Raw genomic sequence first — 15797 nt, forward strand, 5'->3', positions numbered from 1 at the left:
TTCATATATTCCTAACCTCCACCACCCGACCCAAATCCACATACTCCTCATGATCCAGCTTCACCTTCACTCTACCCTTGCGGCGCTTCTCCCGCCATTCCCGCATCGCTTCCTCCGTCTCCAGCCGAAGCTCGGCAAGCTCCAAAGCCCGGTCCAGAATATACTTGCTGGTATGGAGCACCGTGAGAATCCCTTGCCCGCCCAGCGCGATAGGATCAGCTAACCTCTTCCACTCTTCAATAGTGAACCGGACATACAGGTCCTCTTCCGTACCCGGCCTATAAGGAACCTCGGTAATCTCCTTACGCCGCAGCACCTTCCAATCGGCCACCTTGCCTACCCAGTGAATCCCTGTTTTGGCCGGATTAATGAATTTCTTGCGGGATTGGCACATCGCGATGTATTCGATCTGGGTCAGCAGCTTCTGGCTGGCAAGATTCTTAAGCGGCATATGATAAAAAGCGTTCCGCAACGCCACCCCCACCTGCTCCGGCCCCCGCACCGATCCAACCAGCACATTCTTGCCCGCCAGCTTGTCGGCATAATACTCCTTCGTACCGCGCGGGCGTGTGGAGCGTTCATAGGCCTTCTCCGGACTGTCACGGATGATCTCCTCCAGGAATTGCTCGACCAGACCGGTGGCATTCGGCAGGAACGGAAGAGCGCCGATGTTGAGCAGCTCAATGCTCCGGTAGAACGGGTGGCTCTTGAACCGCTCTTCGTCCGGATAAGGGAATAACACATACGCCCCGAACATGCTGCGCTCATACTCCCCGGAGCTCTGCTCCTGATACACAATCGCATCCCGATAGCGGTGCATCGTATTGATGTCGTCCTCCTCCGGTCCGGGCTGTTTGTACCTTTTCTCATAGGGAGTGCCTGGATAGGCAGGATTCAAGCGGTACTTGGCATCAAAAACATACTTATACTCCTTCACCTGACCCGCATCCTTCTTCTTCAAGGTGAGTACATTATCCGGCCGCTGGCTCAGTGTCGGCGTCTGATCCGTACCCGGAATCGCGTTGTAATACAGGATGAATTGCTCCCCGTTCACCGGGTTCTCATAGACCATTTTGGCGCTCTGCGAACGGTCCAGCGTAACGAAGATTCCGCTCCGGTTCACCCGGATGATATTCTGCTTCACCAGCTTATACTTCTGCCCCAGCAGCTGATTCAGCTTTAGGAAGCACCAGTATTCATAGAGCTGCGCGACATCCTTCATGGATAGCCGGAGGAGATCGGTTTGGATCGACAGGCCTTTGAGCAGCATGAGATAGAAGCGGTAGACCTCACGGTACCCGGGGGCCATCTGCAGCACCAGTGTAACGGACATCTGCTTCATCACACCCGCCTCACGCACAAAATCCATCTGCAGCACCCGGTCCATCTGCTTCAGCATCGAATCCAGCCTTGCCATCAGCAAGGGGTCTGAGGTTCGGCTGTTCTCTCTCCAGCGGAGCTTAAGCTCCTTCAGCTTCCCGCGAACCCGTTCCAGCATCCAGCGGACGAAGCGGTTCTCATTCGTATCATAGGCGAGGCGCCTGCGCGTCTCCATTAAGTGTGTGGCCGTGTAGCTGCGGTTACCGATCGTCAGGAACCCGTGCTTCGCATCCTCCCTTAACCGTTCAGGGTGCTTGGCGAGCTCGCGGAGGTTCTCTTTTCCGGCTTGCTTGACCCGGCCCGCATCCATTAACCTTCGTTCTTGAAGCAGCGCATAGTGAGGGTGCTTGTTGATCCGCTCAACCGCATCCAGCAGCTGCCTTAAGATGTGCTGGAGGATCGTGAAGAATTCCGTCAGGCTCTGATGCGGGGTCTCCCGCAGCCCGGTGAGCTGGTAGGTCCGGCGCAGGAAGTCGAAGGCCAGATTATAGATCTGCGCATTCACTTCATGCAGAATGTTCTGGTAGTCCAGCTTGTAATCCATTTTCGACGGGAAAATCTCCATCTCCACCCTCAGCAGCAGCCTCCCCGCTCCCCGAAGCTCCCATTCCGTCAGCCCGACCTCATTCCTGAAGTTCAGCACGCCCGCCAGAATCGAGTCCCCCAGCGGCTTCACCGCCTGCCGGAGCAGCACATTCTCATGATAGAACGTAAGACTCTCCACCTGCTTATGCTGAACCACCAGCTCGTAAGACTGCGTCTCATAAAAGCAAGGAAAAGCCGTCTCCCCCGGCACCCACTCCACCAGCCCATACGTTTCCGGCGAGAACACCTTAATCTGCACCTCACCCAGCCGCTCCGGGCAAGTGATGCCAAGCGTAGCCTCTACCCACTCCTGCTCTGAGGAACGATGCAATTGCAACGTCTCCACCGTAGGATGATAGGGCTTCCCCTGGAGATACAGCGTGAACAGCTCCGTCTCCACCCGCAGCAATTCTACCGCTTGGTCACGAGAGCCAGTATGAGGTGAATCCATCTTCCTCCAGCCTCCTCAGCATATACGCCAATTTGCGGGCACTCTGCGGATGCTTCAGCCCAAGCGGAGTCTTCCCGCCAGCCCATTCCAAATAGAGCGGCGACGCATCCTCCATGAGCAATTCCATATTGAACGTTAAGCTCGTCCCATTGCCGATGGCCTCCTTGATCAGGCTCAGCAGAACCCGGCGCACCGAGGAGTGACTGCCTTGAATGCGCGGGAGAATCTTTTGCAGCAGCTGCCAGTCGAACGCTTCTTCCTCATCCATCAGGCCATACCGCTCGTTATAGATCATATAAAAGCACACCGCATCCCGCACCCGGAACCCCACATGAGCATGAATATCCTCCAGCAGCGCGTTGATCTTCACCAGTCTCCCGGTCGTCCGCACCACAAGCTCCTGATAAGGTTCGTAGGCATCTGCCAGCTTCAGATAATCCGAACGGACGAACAGATGATTCAGCTCCGCCAGCGCAGCGGGAACGTCTTCAGCCTGAACCGCCTCTTGCGGATACTGCTGCAGATTGATGTAATTGAACTCCAGGGTGCTGGCGCGGTCGAGGACTTTTTTGCTAAAAGGGTGCGTGGTCTCGTCCATATTCACCGTCCCGATCAGGAACACATTCTCCGGGATGCCCAGGCCGCCGTAGGTCCGCTCATCCTCAGGGTTCCCCAGCGTAGCCGGAGAGATCAGCGCCTGGGTCTGAATCTCCCCCTCCCGCCACTCCTGCGTCTCCAGCACACTTAACAGATCACTGAAATAATGCTCCACCCGGGCCAAGTTCATCTCATCCAGGCAGATAAAATACGGCTGATGCCGGTTCTCCGGCTGCCGCGCCTCCACGAACACCTGCATCATCGGCCCCGGCTGGAACCTGCCCGACAGATCCTTATACCCCAGCAGATCCGCAGGATCACTCCAATCCGGCCGCACCGGAATCAGCCTGAACCGCCCATTATCCCGTGTCGCCCCCAGCGCCTCTGCGAACAGCTTCACCAGCCTCGTCTTCCCCGTCCCCGAGATCCCCGCCAGAATCACCAGCGGCTTCGCCTTCAGCGACAGGTAGAAATTCTCGATCAGATGCTCCGGGAAAAAGAAGCCCTGGCGGCGGATGTGGGATTGGATGTGGTGGAGGATAGAAGGAATGCTAGTATCCGATGGCGGTAAAATAGGAATCACCTCACGTAGGCTCTCTATATTAGAGGCAACCTCTTCTTGATCTAGAATAGCAAACTCAGGCCAATTCACTTCTGCCGTGAGCGATTGAAGTACTTGAAGTGCTTGTCTTGAGAAGCGGAACAAATAACCTTGATTCACTCCGCCTCCGGTATGAAGCGGTCCTTGGGTGATATTCAATTGCATAATTTGCTGATTGAATTGTTGCAGCGCAATAGGCGGAATCAATTCTACATATGTTGTACGGATCAACCGCCCATCTTCCTGCCAGCCTGTATTCACCATGGAGCTTGGCTTAGGAGCTTCCACTGCTGCAGCAGTAACCTGACTCACATAACGAATAGCTTTATTGGAGTAATGAAGGACGATATCGCCTTCTTGGACTTCCTTCATCGTCTCCCAGTGATAGAGTTTACGCCCTTGTGTATTCAGTAGAGGCGCCCACAGAATCCCCTCTTCCTTCTCCGCCTGGATAGAAGTCCCCTGATTAACCCACCACACACTAGGATTCGGCTGATAAGTAATGAAATCTAGACGGTATTCAAAAGGAATACCTGTCGCATAGAAATCTATGTATTCCGCTTGATCTTCGGGGACGACGACTTGGGGTTTCTTCACATCCACATCGGATTGTTGATTTTCTCTTTCTTGCATAATGTAAGAGTAAGAATGAGCGAAGACCTCAATTAGAAAATCCTTCAACCTCTGATTTCCGTTATAACGAAGCTGAAGAGCTTCCCGGCTAGCGGATGCTTGATCTATTTTAAATAGCTTGGCTTCGTAATCTCGATCTTCATAGATAAGCTTAACGTTTATACCTTCACCCAGATTGGGCTGTTGACCTTGATTAGCTTCTAAGAAATCCGGATGAAACTCCACCGGAATATGGGTTCCATCACGAAAGATAGAAAAATCTACTTTCTTACGCCCGATTAAATTAGGAATCTCTGTATCCTTCCACCAGCTTCGTAGTTGTTTGATCATCTCGGTTAACTCCAGTCATCAGGATTTACAATATGTATGGTAATTCGACAATATGGGAAGGATTCCCTTCCATTAATGGCATAAGAAAAGGACTGTCGCATGAACAGCCCAAACATGAATATGTTTATGTTGTCTATTGTGCTTACTCCGAGAGAGCAGAAGGAGCATTAAACGCATGTGCAAGCTGCATCCCATCCTTGAGTCCTTGAAGATATAGGCGTTCATAAAGAACGGATTGCTTTATAGAAAGCTTATCCTCCCAGTTTTCAAATTCTGGCCTATGCACAATATCCATAGAAGAAAATAATGCTTGAAAAGCTTCTCGCTCTTCATCAAAAGCTAGTCTAGGCTCAGATTGATGTTCAATTAATGCACTGACTTCGACCAAACGACATTGAATAGTTTCTATAAACCATGCTGGAAAGATCACAATATCTCCTCCAAGACAGAAGTTTAAACGAACGTACTATTATGAATATCCGTTCTTTTCTTGATAAATCTGATTTAAAAAATCATCAACTCTTCGGCTCCGTGCCTTCTCCTCCTCATAATTATGCGTCAGATTGCGCATTGCATCCTCACTTTCCTGGAAACCCATTATTAACCAGAGTCCTCAATTGGATACAACTCACAATACATTGAATTTTTCCACCTTTGAATCTTATCGATGCTTCATTTCGGCATCACCATTAGCCCCATTGTATACGATGAAAATATTTTTTTAATGCGAATATCGAATTTACATAAAATAAAATGATAAATGTTTGAATATCTATTCATCGTCTACAGGAAAAACGTTGCGCTAAGTTGCAAACCTCCGAATGAAGTCTCACCCCAACGAGTTTACTTGTATTCTGCCAAGATTAGGAGGTGTCATTGCAAAAAAGCTGGTTATTTGGGGATTAGGGAGTTGCCGGAAGGAGACGGGCGTAAATGATAGGCTCTTGCGGTGGACCCTGATGCTGTAAGAGATTCGGTACTTATAAGTACGTAACTTAACATACTAATGAAGCACTTCCGACTCAGGCAGTCTTAAAAGAGTTTTATCAAGTAATTTCCTCTTACCTATGTGGTAAATCCTAAACTTCAGCGCATTTCTAAATGAACTGTCTTTTGAAGCAGCCCATTCAGCATTTCCACTGTGCTTTATGCCGCTAAGGCATGTAGAATGTCACATGCTTAATTTTATTCCTGAGTGTATTGCCTTAGCATAGCTAAGAAACTAAAATCATTGGTTTTTTTACATAATTATAGTATAAAGGAAATACGCCCCTTAGTTTTTAACGCAACTTTGGAGAATTTGATTGTGGAGGAATGAGATTCATGTCGAACTCATTAAATATTGAGGACAAGCCAGCTGTTTCAGAAGCTTACTGGGATGAATTACTTGTTAGTCATGAAAGAATCAAAGAGAACTATAGTGAAACCGACAAAGTTGCTTTCACTTCCTCTCTTAATGCTACAGATATAGAAGCTTTACAATCCATACTTCAACTTTCTAACTTTGACGAGGCTGAAAAATGGAAACAAAACCTAAGTGAACGTTCTGATTTCCTTAATTTTTTATATTTAAAAGATTTTCTACAAAGAAAGAAAAAGTCCATTGATGAAATTTTCAAATTAAAGCTGCCTGACTATTCATTCTCATCCGTCTCTCCACTAATAAAACTTATTATTTTATTCTATACAGATTCTAACTGGTTGTTTGAGATTTTCGTCCTTCATGAATGGAGGACAAAAGCTTCTGGTGATCTTTATATTGCAGAGAAAAAATTAACTGATATGCGAAATAAACTAAGCCAGGACCACAATTTTCACTTGAAACTTGTAGACACTATGCGCCAGAATTCCGGATATAGCAATGATTACAGAGTTGTCGCACATTGTGATGTTGGTGAAAAACAGACCATATATCTCCTTTATAAAAAAATAAAGGATTCCAAGAAGCCTGGATATGATCAGAACAAGCGCATCAAAGATCGAGATCAGATAATGTTTTCTGTTGATATAAAAAAACAATCCTTGGAGGTCAAGGCACCACACAATGACGTTTTCGGCATTAAAAAGTATTTTGACCAGGAATTTAATACTGCACTGCGTAAAATGGAAAACGAATTGTTCGTTCAATACAAAATCGATGATGTAGTTCAGCTTTTTAAAGAAGGTACTCCTGTAGTAGATGAGGAGCCGGAGGATTTCACCATTGACTCTATTACATTTTCTAATTCATTGCTGATTAAATCCCCAGATGTGAAGTTACAACTTAAAGGCAGCGATATCTGGCCTAGTATTAATGATGCATTTAGAAGGGGAATAATTAATCTTTATAACCTAAAAGACATTAAAAAGATAAATTTTCGCTCAGAACAACATTCAAAATCAATCCTTTCAATTCCCCTTGAAGATGGTAGTGTTATATTCAAACTTAATGATAGTAGTTTAAGTGAACAAACCAGAAGTGCAATTAAAAAGAAATTTTTTATGAAATTCGGCTTCCCTCTTGACCAACCAATACAAAACAAATTTGATGGTGGGGAAGCGTTTAAAGTCGATCAAATATTTAGATTTGCGAACATTAACCAAATTACTAATGATCACAAAGACATCTACGACAAACTACGCTTTTCAAAGCTAATAGATGAAACTGAAGAAGTTTCCTACAGTTGTTCACATTGTAGTTTCACAACAAATGATACTAAATTGCTTGCAAAAAACGATAATGGTAGTTCGATATGTCCTGAATGTGATGAGCCCATTTATCAAAAAATAATAAAAGAATTAAATCCGAATAGCGATAATATCTACAAATTCATTTATTCACTAATAGATGATCTAACCAATAAACATGAAAATTTTAAAAATGCGAAAATATCCAATCAAAAGTTCAAGAAAAAAGAATTTACATTTAAGCGATTCTCATACGAGCATTTTGCATAATTCATTTTCAAGAAAAAAAAGAAGGTTATATCTCAAGCTGAATTGAGATTTTGAGTGAAAAAGATGAAAATGGACAGACGGGCAGAATTTTCAGAGGATTGAAATTTTAAGCGGCGTTTGTGCCTCGTTGTCTCGAGATAGCTAGCGCAGAAGCAAGCAAAATAATGGCATTCAAATATTGGTGAGTCGTGACTTTCTGAATGCCCCAAACATGTAATTGGTCTGCGGTTAGGTAGGTCTTCATTCGAGAATTGCATCGTTCTACACTTGTTCGCTTGTTGTAGAGTTCTTTCCAATTTCGGCTTTCTCGGTGTGGTAACGCATAGCGACGTAAATCGTCTCTGCTACTGACCTTAACGACCATTCCGTAATTGGAAGACGAACAGGCCGTCATACCTAAAGGACAATCCACTTTCCCCGTAGCGTGTGGACAACGAAACTTCAAACGTTCCTTTTCCTGTCCCCAATACGTCATTGGAAACCCCATCGAACAGCATGGCGTCCCTTTGCTTGTCATCCCTGCAGGAGGTTCCTTTTCGTTTCGCGGGTTCATTGGAATAATGGCCTGGGCCTTGACGCTGCGAGCCATTTCGTAGTTTTTCATTTGGTCATATCCTGCATCCAGCATGAAAAAACGAGGCTTGAATCGTTCGGCGGTTCGCTTCATGAGTGTAGGTCCCTCATCGCCATCATTTACATGAGCAGGTGTAACCTTTAGGGCAATCGGAAGTTCACTCTCCGTATCGACGGCCAGGTGCAGCTTATAGCCAAACCACTTGACTTTGTTGCCAAACGTATCGAGTTTAACTCCCCAATTGGCATTGCCGGTGAGTTCGCTTTTTCGCTTGGGTTCTTTTTTCTCGTAGGCGTGAATGGCTGCGCTGTCGATGGCGACATGCGTGCCGCCTAGGATTCCGGCTTCCTGACACTGAGCAACAAGATCCTCAAACAACTGCTGGGCAAGGTTTTTGCATGTCAGTTCGGCAAAAACCCGACTTAACGTAGAAATCGAAGGGGCGGGAATGTCCAGCCGAAGTCCACATTGGTAACGGAAACGAAGGTCAAATTCCAGTCTGCGTGCTAGGCCGGTGAACGTATCGATGTTTTCTAAGGGAGCCGCGAGTAATGCGCGAAGAATGCCTTGACGGCAGTGCCCGTCCGCTCCTCGGGGTGAAGGATTTCTTAATTGTCTCGCATACGGCCGTAGATCCAGTGCACTGAAAAAGAGGGGCAGTCGTTCTTTCGATTCAATTTTTTGAAGCTCCTCAAAGGAAAATAGACTTTCTTGGAGAATATACAAAGGGGGCTTCCTCCTCTTGAGTGTTTTGGTGTCGTTACCAAAAAACTTCTCCAAGTTGGGGTGAAGTCCTTTTTCATGCTCGAAAAACCTTTGTGTAATAAGGGCTTAGATTAATGCAAAATGCTCATACAAAAACCGCCCTTATCAATTACTCGTTACAGATAGTCTATTATCAAAAAAAACGCTGGAATGGATTGAAAAGAAGCTAGTTCCCACACTTATTGTATGTTATGGGATTGATAAGCAAACAAGTAACCGCTATGCTCTTGATACAATTGAACAAGTTACTTTTGGTGAGCTATATATTTATAAAGAGAAGGCTCAAATTCATGAGATTTTCGAGGAATATCTTAATGATTTGGAAAAACGCACACATCATCAAGTCGTTTCTGCTGCTACTAAAGCTACTAAAAACCTCTCATTTATTGGAGATAAAACTGTTGAACTTAAAGAAATATATGATGAAGACATGCTTGAAGATGACGTCTATTCACTTATTAAACACTTATTCCCTAACTCTGAAAAATGGGGGAAGGAATATTCTGGTTCAACTGTTCCAGAGGGAATTTTCACTATTCAATACAAAGAAAATAGCGGAGTAATGTCTGTCGAGCACAAACATGGGTTTACCTACGACTGCAAATTCACATTAGATAGATCTGGATACAAGCTAGGATCTTCTGAAAATCGTAAAGCTCTTCACTATATTAAGCTTCTCAATGAATTAGTTGATGTATCAACTTATTGTTCTTCGGGAGAGTTAACATCTCACATTTTTGTTGGAAACAAATTTAGAGAACGTCAAGTACAAGCAATGGCTAAATTTATCCGTAAAGAAATTGCTAAAGGCCATTATACAAAACCAGTTTTTATTAACTCTAAAGACCTATCTTATTTATATGACCAATTTATATATAATAAAAATAAAGTAGATAAGGTACCGGATATATTCTACAAACAATTAGCTGCTATCTTCTCAACTGATGAAATCGTAATTACTAAAGAATATATTGATGAAAAACTCGAAGATGTAGAAATTGCAGCAAGAAGTTATTCTATTTTAGATACTTCTAATATTACAAGAAAATTAACAGGAAGAAAAAAATAGCATTCCATTTTATGGATTACAATGATATAATAAGCCAAGATAGGAACTAACGTTCCCGTCTTGGCTTATTTAAGGAGGTCTGACATGCCTGAACTTACCGTAAGCAAAAAAATTTTCAATAAAAAGCCTGACAACTTTATGAAGGAATATATTACTCAATTGTTAATTCAGCAGTACACTAAAAGTTATAAAACAGAAACTTCTACCACAATAGTAGCCTTTAACTTTTATTCAGATCATGCTTTAATTATTACTTCTGACAAAGAAGGTGAAATATATTTGTATCAAAAAATGAAATATGAATCAATGCTTTCAGATTCTTTATCAAAGTCTCTTAACAATCACAAAGATCTTTTACCCATTCATTGGAGAAATTGGATAGAAGAATCTCAATTTGATTTGGTACGCAAAGAATTCTCACAAGCTTTAAATTTCAACAGATTTACTGCAAATTATAACGAAAATGATGAAATGTTTTATTGGAATTGGAAGAGTCATAAGGACATTTATTTCAGAATGGATAGCAACTATATAATCAATGAAATAGTATTTTATTGAAAATGAAACATAAGAAGCCTTCACCAAGCATTAATAAACATTTAAGGGATGGTCCACTTAAAGCAAATATGATACAATTGCTAAAAAGTTGAAATAGAGGTAACCCAAATGCTTGATAAAACACTACTTGAAAGAAATCTCCCCATTAAACTCATATCGGACTTAGCTTTAAAAGAAGGAAATAGTAAGAAACCTGTATATACCATACACAAATGGTGGGCCAGGCGGTTGGGTTCTGTCGTGCGTTCTATATTAATTGGTGCAACATTACCTCATAATGCAAGTGATGAAGAGTTTTGGAAGCATTATTATTCAAAGAATACTCTGGACATTACAGTACTTGATCCATTTATGGGTGGTGGTACAACACTTGTAGAATCCAAAAAAATGGCCGCTAAAACAATAGGTGTTGATATCGACCCTTTAGCTTGTTTTATAACTAGAAAAGAGTTAGAGTGTATGAATGTTAATTTGGATATGGAATTAGAGCATCTTGAGGAAACAGTTGGAAGGGAAATCCAAGAAATGTATACAACAACTGTCCAAGGGTCTAAATATCCAATTATTAATGTATTTTGGGTATATGAATTGAATTGTCCTAATTGTAATCTTAATATACATACCCATCCACACTATAAACTTAATTCTGACAAAAAAAAGAAAGATGTCTTTTGCAAATGTTGCGGAGAAATTCATGTTGTAGATAACCACACAAATGAATTTATCTGCAACACGTGCCAAACTAAAACAGAAATTGAAAAAGGTGTCTATAAGAGAGGCTATTGTGTCTGTCCAAACTGTAGCACAAAATTCGAGTTTGCTAAAACTATTTCTGAGAACAAAAGATATAAAATGTTCGCATTAGAGTACGAGAATAAAGGACAACGTTTTTTTAAAAAAACAACAATTGAGGATGAAGAACTGTATAGTACGGCTATGAAAAAATCCGAAAAAATTTTAGATAAATACTATGTACCACAAAATAAGATCCCAAGCGATAATCGAACAGATCCTAGGCCGATCAGCCATGGATATCTATACTATAAAGATCTCTTCAATTCAAGACAATTGTTTTCGCTTGCAATATTATTTGATGAAATTTTAAAAATTAAAGATAGAAACTTCAGAGAATGGTTATTAATTGCTTTTTCTGATTCTTTAGCATCCAATAACATGCTTTGTAATTATGCTTACGGGTATAGGAAATTGACTCCTTTATTTGGTATTCATGCATACACGGTTCCAGTTAGACCTGTAGAAAATAATGTTTGGGGTGCTCCAACTTTTGGAAGGGGTTCTTTCAAAAAATGCCTGAATAAGGTTATGAAAGCAAAAGATTATTGTAATGAAGTTTACGAATCAAATTATTTAAACGGGAACCTGCAGAAAACGGTTACTGGTGAGAAAATCTCATCTGTTGTAACAAATAATAGTAAGATTTTCTACAACAATTTAGCCGACTCTCTTATAATAAATCAAAGTTCTGAGAATTTGGACCAAGTTCTTGATAACTCGGTTGACTTGGTTTTGACAGACCCTCCATATTACGACAATCTACATTATTCTGAACTTGCTGATTTTTACTATCAATGGATTAAAGCTCAAATATCAGATAATAAACAAAATCCATTATCACAATCATTATTTGTGCACGATACTTCTGACGAAACTCATAGTAATTATGAAAACAAATTGACAAACATTTTCAAACAGTGTCACAAAAAACTGAATGAAAGCGGGATGATGATTTTTTCTTATCATCATAATAAAGAACTTGCATGGTTGGCTATGGGCAAGGCAATCAAAAAGGCTGAATTTGAAATAACTAATATAATACCAATTAGGTCTGAAGGAAACAGTGGATATCACACAAATGAAAATTCCATTAAGTGGGATTCTATTATCATAATGAGAAAAAAAAGCATGAATAATGATCGATGGAAAGGCTCTCTTCATACATTAGTAGAATTTTGGAAAGAATATTTTGTAATGGAAAGTTTAGATTTAAAAGAGTGTGATAAACTAAGTTTTTTTAGATCCTTAGCTGTTCAAGTATTTTCAACATCAAACTCAGATCTTATAAAAGATTTGGAACTCGTTAAAAAAATGATATAGCTTTTATTGTTTGTGAAGGGGCTGCCTCATAAATAGATTTTCTACAAATGAAAATAGCCCATTCTTATTCAAGTAGCAGTAAAAAGACAGCAGGGTGTCATAGATGCCCTGCATTTTTTGGTCCACTGTGGCTGGTTTCAGTACATTATAGGCAAGCTAAAGTCCCCTGGACCCTCCAGATTCACTGGCAAGCAAACTGTGTCCATGGATCGAATGGTACAAAAAAAGAATTCAGATCCAATTCCTGCTTAAACAATGGAGAGAACGAACTGATTGTGGAAAAGCGGCAACAGCGGTCGCTTTGGTCTCCGGATTTCACTGCTAAGGAGAATGAGTAAAACCTTTGGTGCACAGTAATTGGAATAATGGTCAGTTCGCGGAGCATCCTCACCACGAGCCTAACTTATCTTCAACTCAAAAACGAGGGGTGTCTCAAGCAGCCAATTAATGGCTTTCGAGACACCCCTTATTTCAACTTTCTGAAAGAGCAGATCTTTTTATTCTCTATAACGAAATCTTGCAGACTTTTGTGACCAAGATATATCTGATGATATATCAAGCTCTTTATTGGTATATTCTACGTATTTAAGCAATGATTTTTGATTTTCTATTATATCAATATCATCGCTTGCATGTGAAAGCAATTGATCAGAGGCAATCAAAATAACTTTAAACCTTGCACGTGAGATAATGACATTTAATCTATTAGGGTTAAAAATAAATTCTTCTTCTTGAGATATTAAATCTGGGTCACCTAAGACATAACTGCAAATCATTATTTCCCGTTGCTGTCCTTGATACTTTTCAACAGTATCTACAGCTGAAATGATTTTTTCTTTCAATAATTTTTTTATGTTTTGATCAAAACCATGTTTATTGGAATCAATAAAATACTCCATTAATAATTGCTGAATTACGGTTCTTTGAGCCCGATGAGGCACTACAATTCCTAGACCTTTATCAAAGAAGTTTAAAATAGAGTAAGCCTTATTTTTCTCAAACTCAATAAGTTGCTTTTCCCAAGCTCTGCTTACTAAGCCTAATACTTTTTCGGCCTCAAAGAGATTTGATTGATGAGAGTATCCATCCTCATAGCTTAATAATACTGTACTAAAATTCGGGTGCAATGCTGCATCTAGCACATCATTTTGATTAATTGAAGATTTAAAACTTATTTTCCCTTTTGCGTTTGTGGAAACAGCTTGATAAGCTGCAGGATAATTAAAAGCTGTCTTATTAAACTCAACAATTGTTTCATTAGAACGACGATTATATAAAAGATCAGACTTCATCTCTGGATAAAAGCTAGCATACTCTTTTCTAAAAAAGTCATATATTGAGCCGAAATAATTTTCTTCCGCTCCTTTAATTTTAACTTTAGAAATTGGGGGTAGTTGAAGATGGTCTCCAGCTAGTAAAAATTGCGTCGAAGGAGCGATTTTTATTAAACCAGGAATAAAGTGCCCTACATCCATTTGTGAAGCCTCATCAACAATAACAAAATCAAATTTAAATGATCGCGCAGAATTATTAATAAATGCTTTTTCCAATTGGTCAGGAGTAGAACTGAAAATTTGAAATTTATATTTCATTTTAACTAATTCTTCACATCTTTTTTTATTATCAGCCACTAACTCTTCAAAATTTAATTTTTCTATTTTTGGAAAGTTTGCATCGGCTCGTCTTGAAGATTTGATTCTTGTAATAGAGACATCCTCATAGTGATTAAGTAATTCTATTATTGAACTTAAAATATTATCAGTTGCATCGTAGTTCCCCATTACTAAAACTTTTGTTATATCTACATTTGTTAAATAGATGAGCATTTTGCATTAATCTAAGCCCTTATTACACAAAGGTTTTTCGAGCATGAAAAAGGACTTCACCCCAACTTGGAGAAGTTTTTTGGTAACGACACCAAAACACTCAAGAGGAGGAAGCCCCCTTTGTATATTCTCCAAGAAAGTCTATTTTCCTTTGAGGAGCTTCAAAAAATTGAATCGAAAGAACGACTGCCCCTCTTTTTCAGTGCACTGGATCTACGGCCGTATGCGAGACAATTAAGAAATCCTTCACCCCGAGGAGCGGACGGGCACTGCCGTCAAGGCATTCTTCGCGCATTACTCGCGGCTCCCTTAGAAAACATCGATACGTTCACCGGCCTAGCACGCAGACTGGAATTTGACCTTCGTTTCCGTTACCAATGTGGACTTCGGCTGGACATTCCCGCCCCTTCGATTTCTACGTTAAGTCGGGTTTTTGCCGAACTGACATGCAAAAACCTTGCCCAGCAGTTGTTTGAGGATCTTGTTGCTCAGTGTCAGGAAGCCGGAATCCTAGGCGGCACGCATGTCGCCATCGACAGCGCAGCCATTCACGCCTACGAGAAAAAAGAACCCAAGCGAAAAAGCGAACTCACCGGCAATGCCAATTGGGGAGTTAAACTCGATACGTTTGGCAACAAAGTCAAGTGGTTTGGCTATAAGCTGCACCTGGCCGTCGATACGGAGAGTGAACTTCCGATTGCCCTAAAGGTTACACCTGCTCATGTAAATGATGGCGATGAGGGACCTACACTCATGAAGCGAACCGCCGAACGATTCAAGCCTCGTTTTTTCATGCTGGATGCAGGATATGACCAAATGAAAAACTACGAAATGGCTCGCAGCGTCAAGGCCCAGGCCATTATTCCAATGAACCCGCGAAACGAAAAGGAACCTCCTGCAGGGATGACAAGCAAAGGGACGCCATGCTGTTCGATGGGGTTTCCAATGACGTATTGGGGACAGGAAAAGGAACGTTTGAAGTTTCGTTGTCCACACGCTACGGGGAAAGTGGATTGTCCTTTAGGTATGACGGCCTGTTCGTCTTCCAATTACGGAATGGTCGTTAAGGTCAGTAGCAGAGACGATTTACGTCGCTATGCGTTACCACACCGAGAAAGCCGAAATTGGAAAGAACTCTACAACAAGCGAACAAGTGTAGAACGATGCAATTCTCGAATGAAGACCTACCTAACCGCAGACCAATTACATGTTTGGGGCATTCAGAAAGTCACGACTCACCAATATTTGAATGCCATTATTTTGCTTGCTTCTGCGCTAGCTATCTCGAGACAACGAGGCACAAACGCCGCTTAAAATTTCAATCCTCTGAAAATTCTGCCCGTCTGTCCATTTTCATCTTTTTCACTCAAAATCTC

The 15797-nt window shown here is 41.7% G+C and carries 10 protein-coding genes; 5 read left to right on the forward strand and 5 right to left on the reverse strand.

Annotation, left to right across the window (positions count from 1 at the left end; genetic code table 11):
- Position 1: 1 nt before the first annotated feature.
- From MKX63_RS00280 to MKX63_RS00290, 3 genes are all read right to left on the reverse strand, one after another.
- A complete protein-coding gene (locus tag MKX63_RS00280) occupies positions 2-2416 on the reverse strand; it encodes a restriction endonuclease-like protein (protein ID WP_341014486.1) in 2415 nt (804 codons plus the stop codon).
- Positions 2388-4211 carry an McrB family protein gene (locus tag MKX63_RS00285; RefSeq protein ID WP_341014487.1) on the reverse strand — a complete coding sequence of 608 codons (1824 nt, stop codon included), beginning with the start codon at positions 4209-4211 and terminating at the stop codon, positions 2388-2390. Before MKX63_RS00285 ends, MKX63_RS00280 begins: the two co-directional genes overlap by 29 nt.
- Positions 4212-4719: 508 nt before the next feature.
- Complete coding sequence (locus MKX63_RS00290; RefSeq protein WP_341014488.1) at positions 4720-5007, reverse strand: hypothetical protein; 288 nt, start codon at positions 5005-5007, stop codon at positions 4720-4722.
- Positions 5008-5900: 893 nt separating this feature from the next.
- Between MKX63_RS00290 and MKX63_RS00295 the strand changes: the two genes are divergently transcribed.
- A complete protein-coding gene (locus MKX63_RS00295; RefSeq protein WP_341014489.1) occupies positions 5901-7514 on the forward strand; it encodes a hypothetical protein in 1614 nt (537 codons plus the stop codon).
- A gap of 106 nt (positions 7515-7620) precedes the next feature.
- Here MKX63_RS00295 and MKX63_RS00300 read toward each other — a convergent pair whose 3' ends face one another.
- Entirely contained in the window at positions 7621-8814 is a 1194-nt protein-coding gene (locus tag MKX63_RS00300; protein ID WP_341014490.1) for a transposase, read from the reverse strand.
- Between the two features lie 358 nt (positions 8815-9172).
- Between MKX63_RS00300 and MKX63_RS00305 the strand changes: the two genes are divergently transcribed.
- From MKX63_RS00305 to MKX63_RS00315, 3 genes are all read left to right on the forward strand, one after another.
- Positions 9173-9922, forward strand: coding sequence for a hypothetical protein (locus MKX63_RS00305; RefSeq protein WP_341014491.1), 750 nt, complete (start codon positions 9173-9175; stop codon positions 9920-9922).
- Positions 9923-10006: 84 nt separating this feature from the next.
- Entirely contained in the window at positions 10007-10480 is a 474-nt protein-coding gene (locus MKX63_RS00310) for a hypothetical protein (protein WP_341014492.1), read from the forward strand.
- Between the two features lie 108 nt (positions 10481-10588).
- On the forward strand, positions 10589-12595 hold the full coding sequence (locus tag MKX63_RS00315; RefSeq protein ID WP_341014493.1) for a DNA methyltransferase: 2007 nt from the start codon (positions 10589-10591) through the stop codon (positions 12593-12595).
- Positions 12596-13092: 497 nt separating this feature from the next.
- On the opposite strand, the gene MKX63_RS00320 is transcribed toward MKX63_RS00315, so the two are convergent.
- Complete coding sequence (locus tag MKX63_RS00320; protein WP_341014494.1) at positions 13093-14376, reverse strand: DEAD/DEAH box helicase; 1284 nt, start codon at positions 14374-14376, stop codon at positions 13093-13095.
- Between the two features lie 165 nt (positions 14377-14541).
- Here MKX63_RS00320 and MKX63_RS00325 point away from each other — a divergent pair, with 165 nt between their 5' ends.
- Entirely contained in the window at positions 14542-15735 is a 1194-nt protein-coding gene (locus MKX63_RS00325; RefSeq protein ID WP_341014490.1) for a transposase, read from the forward strand.
- Positions 15736-15797: the final 62 nt, after the last annotated feature.

This window comes from Paenibacillus sp. FSL R7-0179, assembly GCF_038002265.1.
In the GTDB taxonomy this organism is placed as follows: domain Bacteria; phylum Bacillota; class Bacilli; order Paenibacillales; family Paenibacillaceae; genus Paenibacillus_AQ.

Coding starts and splice junctions, on each gene's coding strand:
- MKX63_RS00295 (WP_341014489.1), top strand. CDS start 5,901: ATGTCGAACTCATTAAATATTGAGGACAAGCCAGCTGTTTCAGAAGCT.
- MKX63_RS00310 (WP_341014492.1), top strand. CDS start 10,007: ATGCCTGAACTTACCGTAAGCAAAAAAATTTTCAATAAAAAGCCTGAC.
- MKX63_RS00280 (WP_341014486.1), bottom strand. CDS start 2,416: ATGGATTCACCTCATACTGGCTCTCGTGACCAAGCGGTAGAATTGCTG.
- MKX63_RS00315 (WP_341014493.1), top strand. CDS start 10,589: ATGCTTGATAAAACACTACTTGAAAGAAATCTCCCCATTAAACTCATA.
- MKX63_RS00320 (WP_341014494.1), bottom strand. CDS start 14,376: ATGGGGAACTACGATGCAACTGATAATATTTTAAGTTCAATAATAGAA.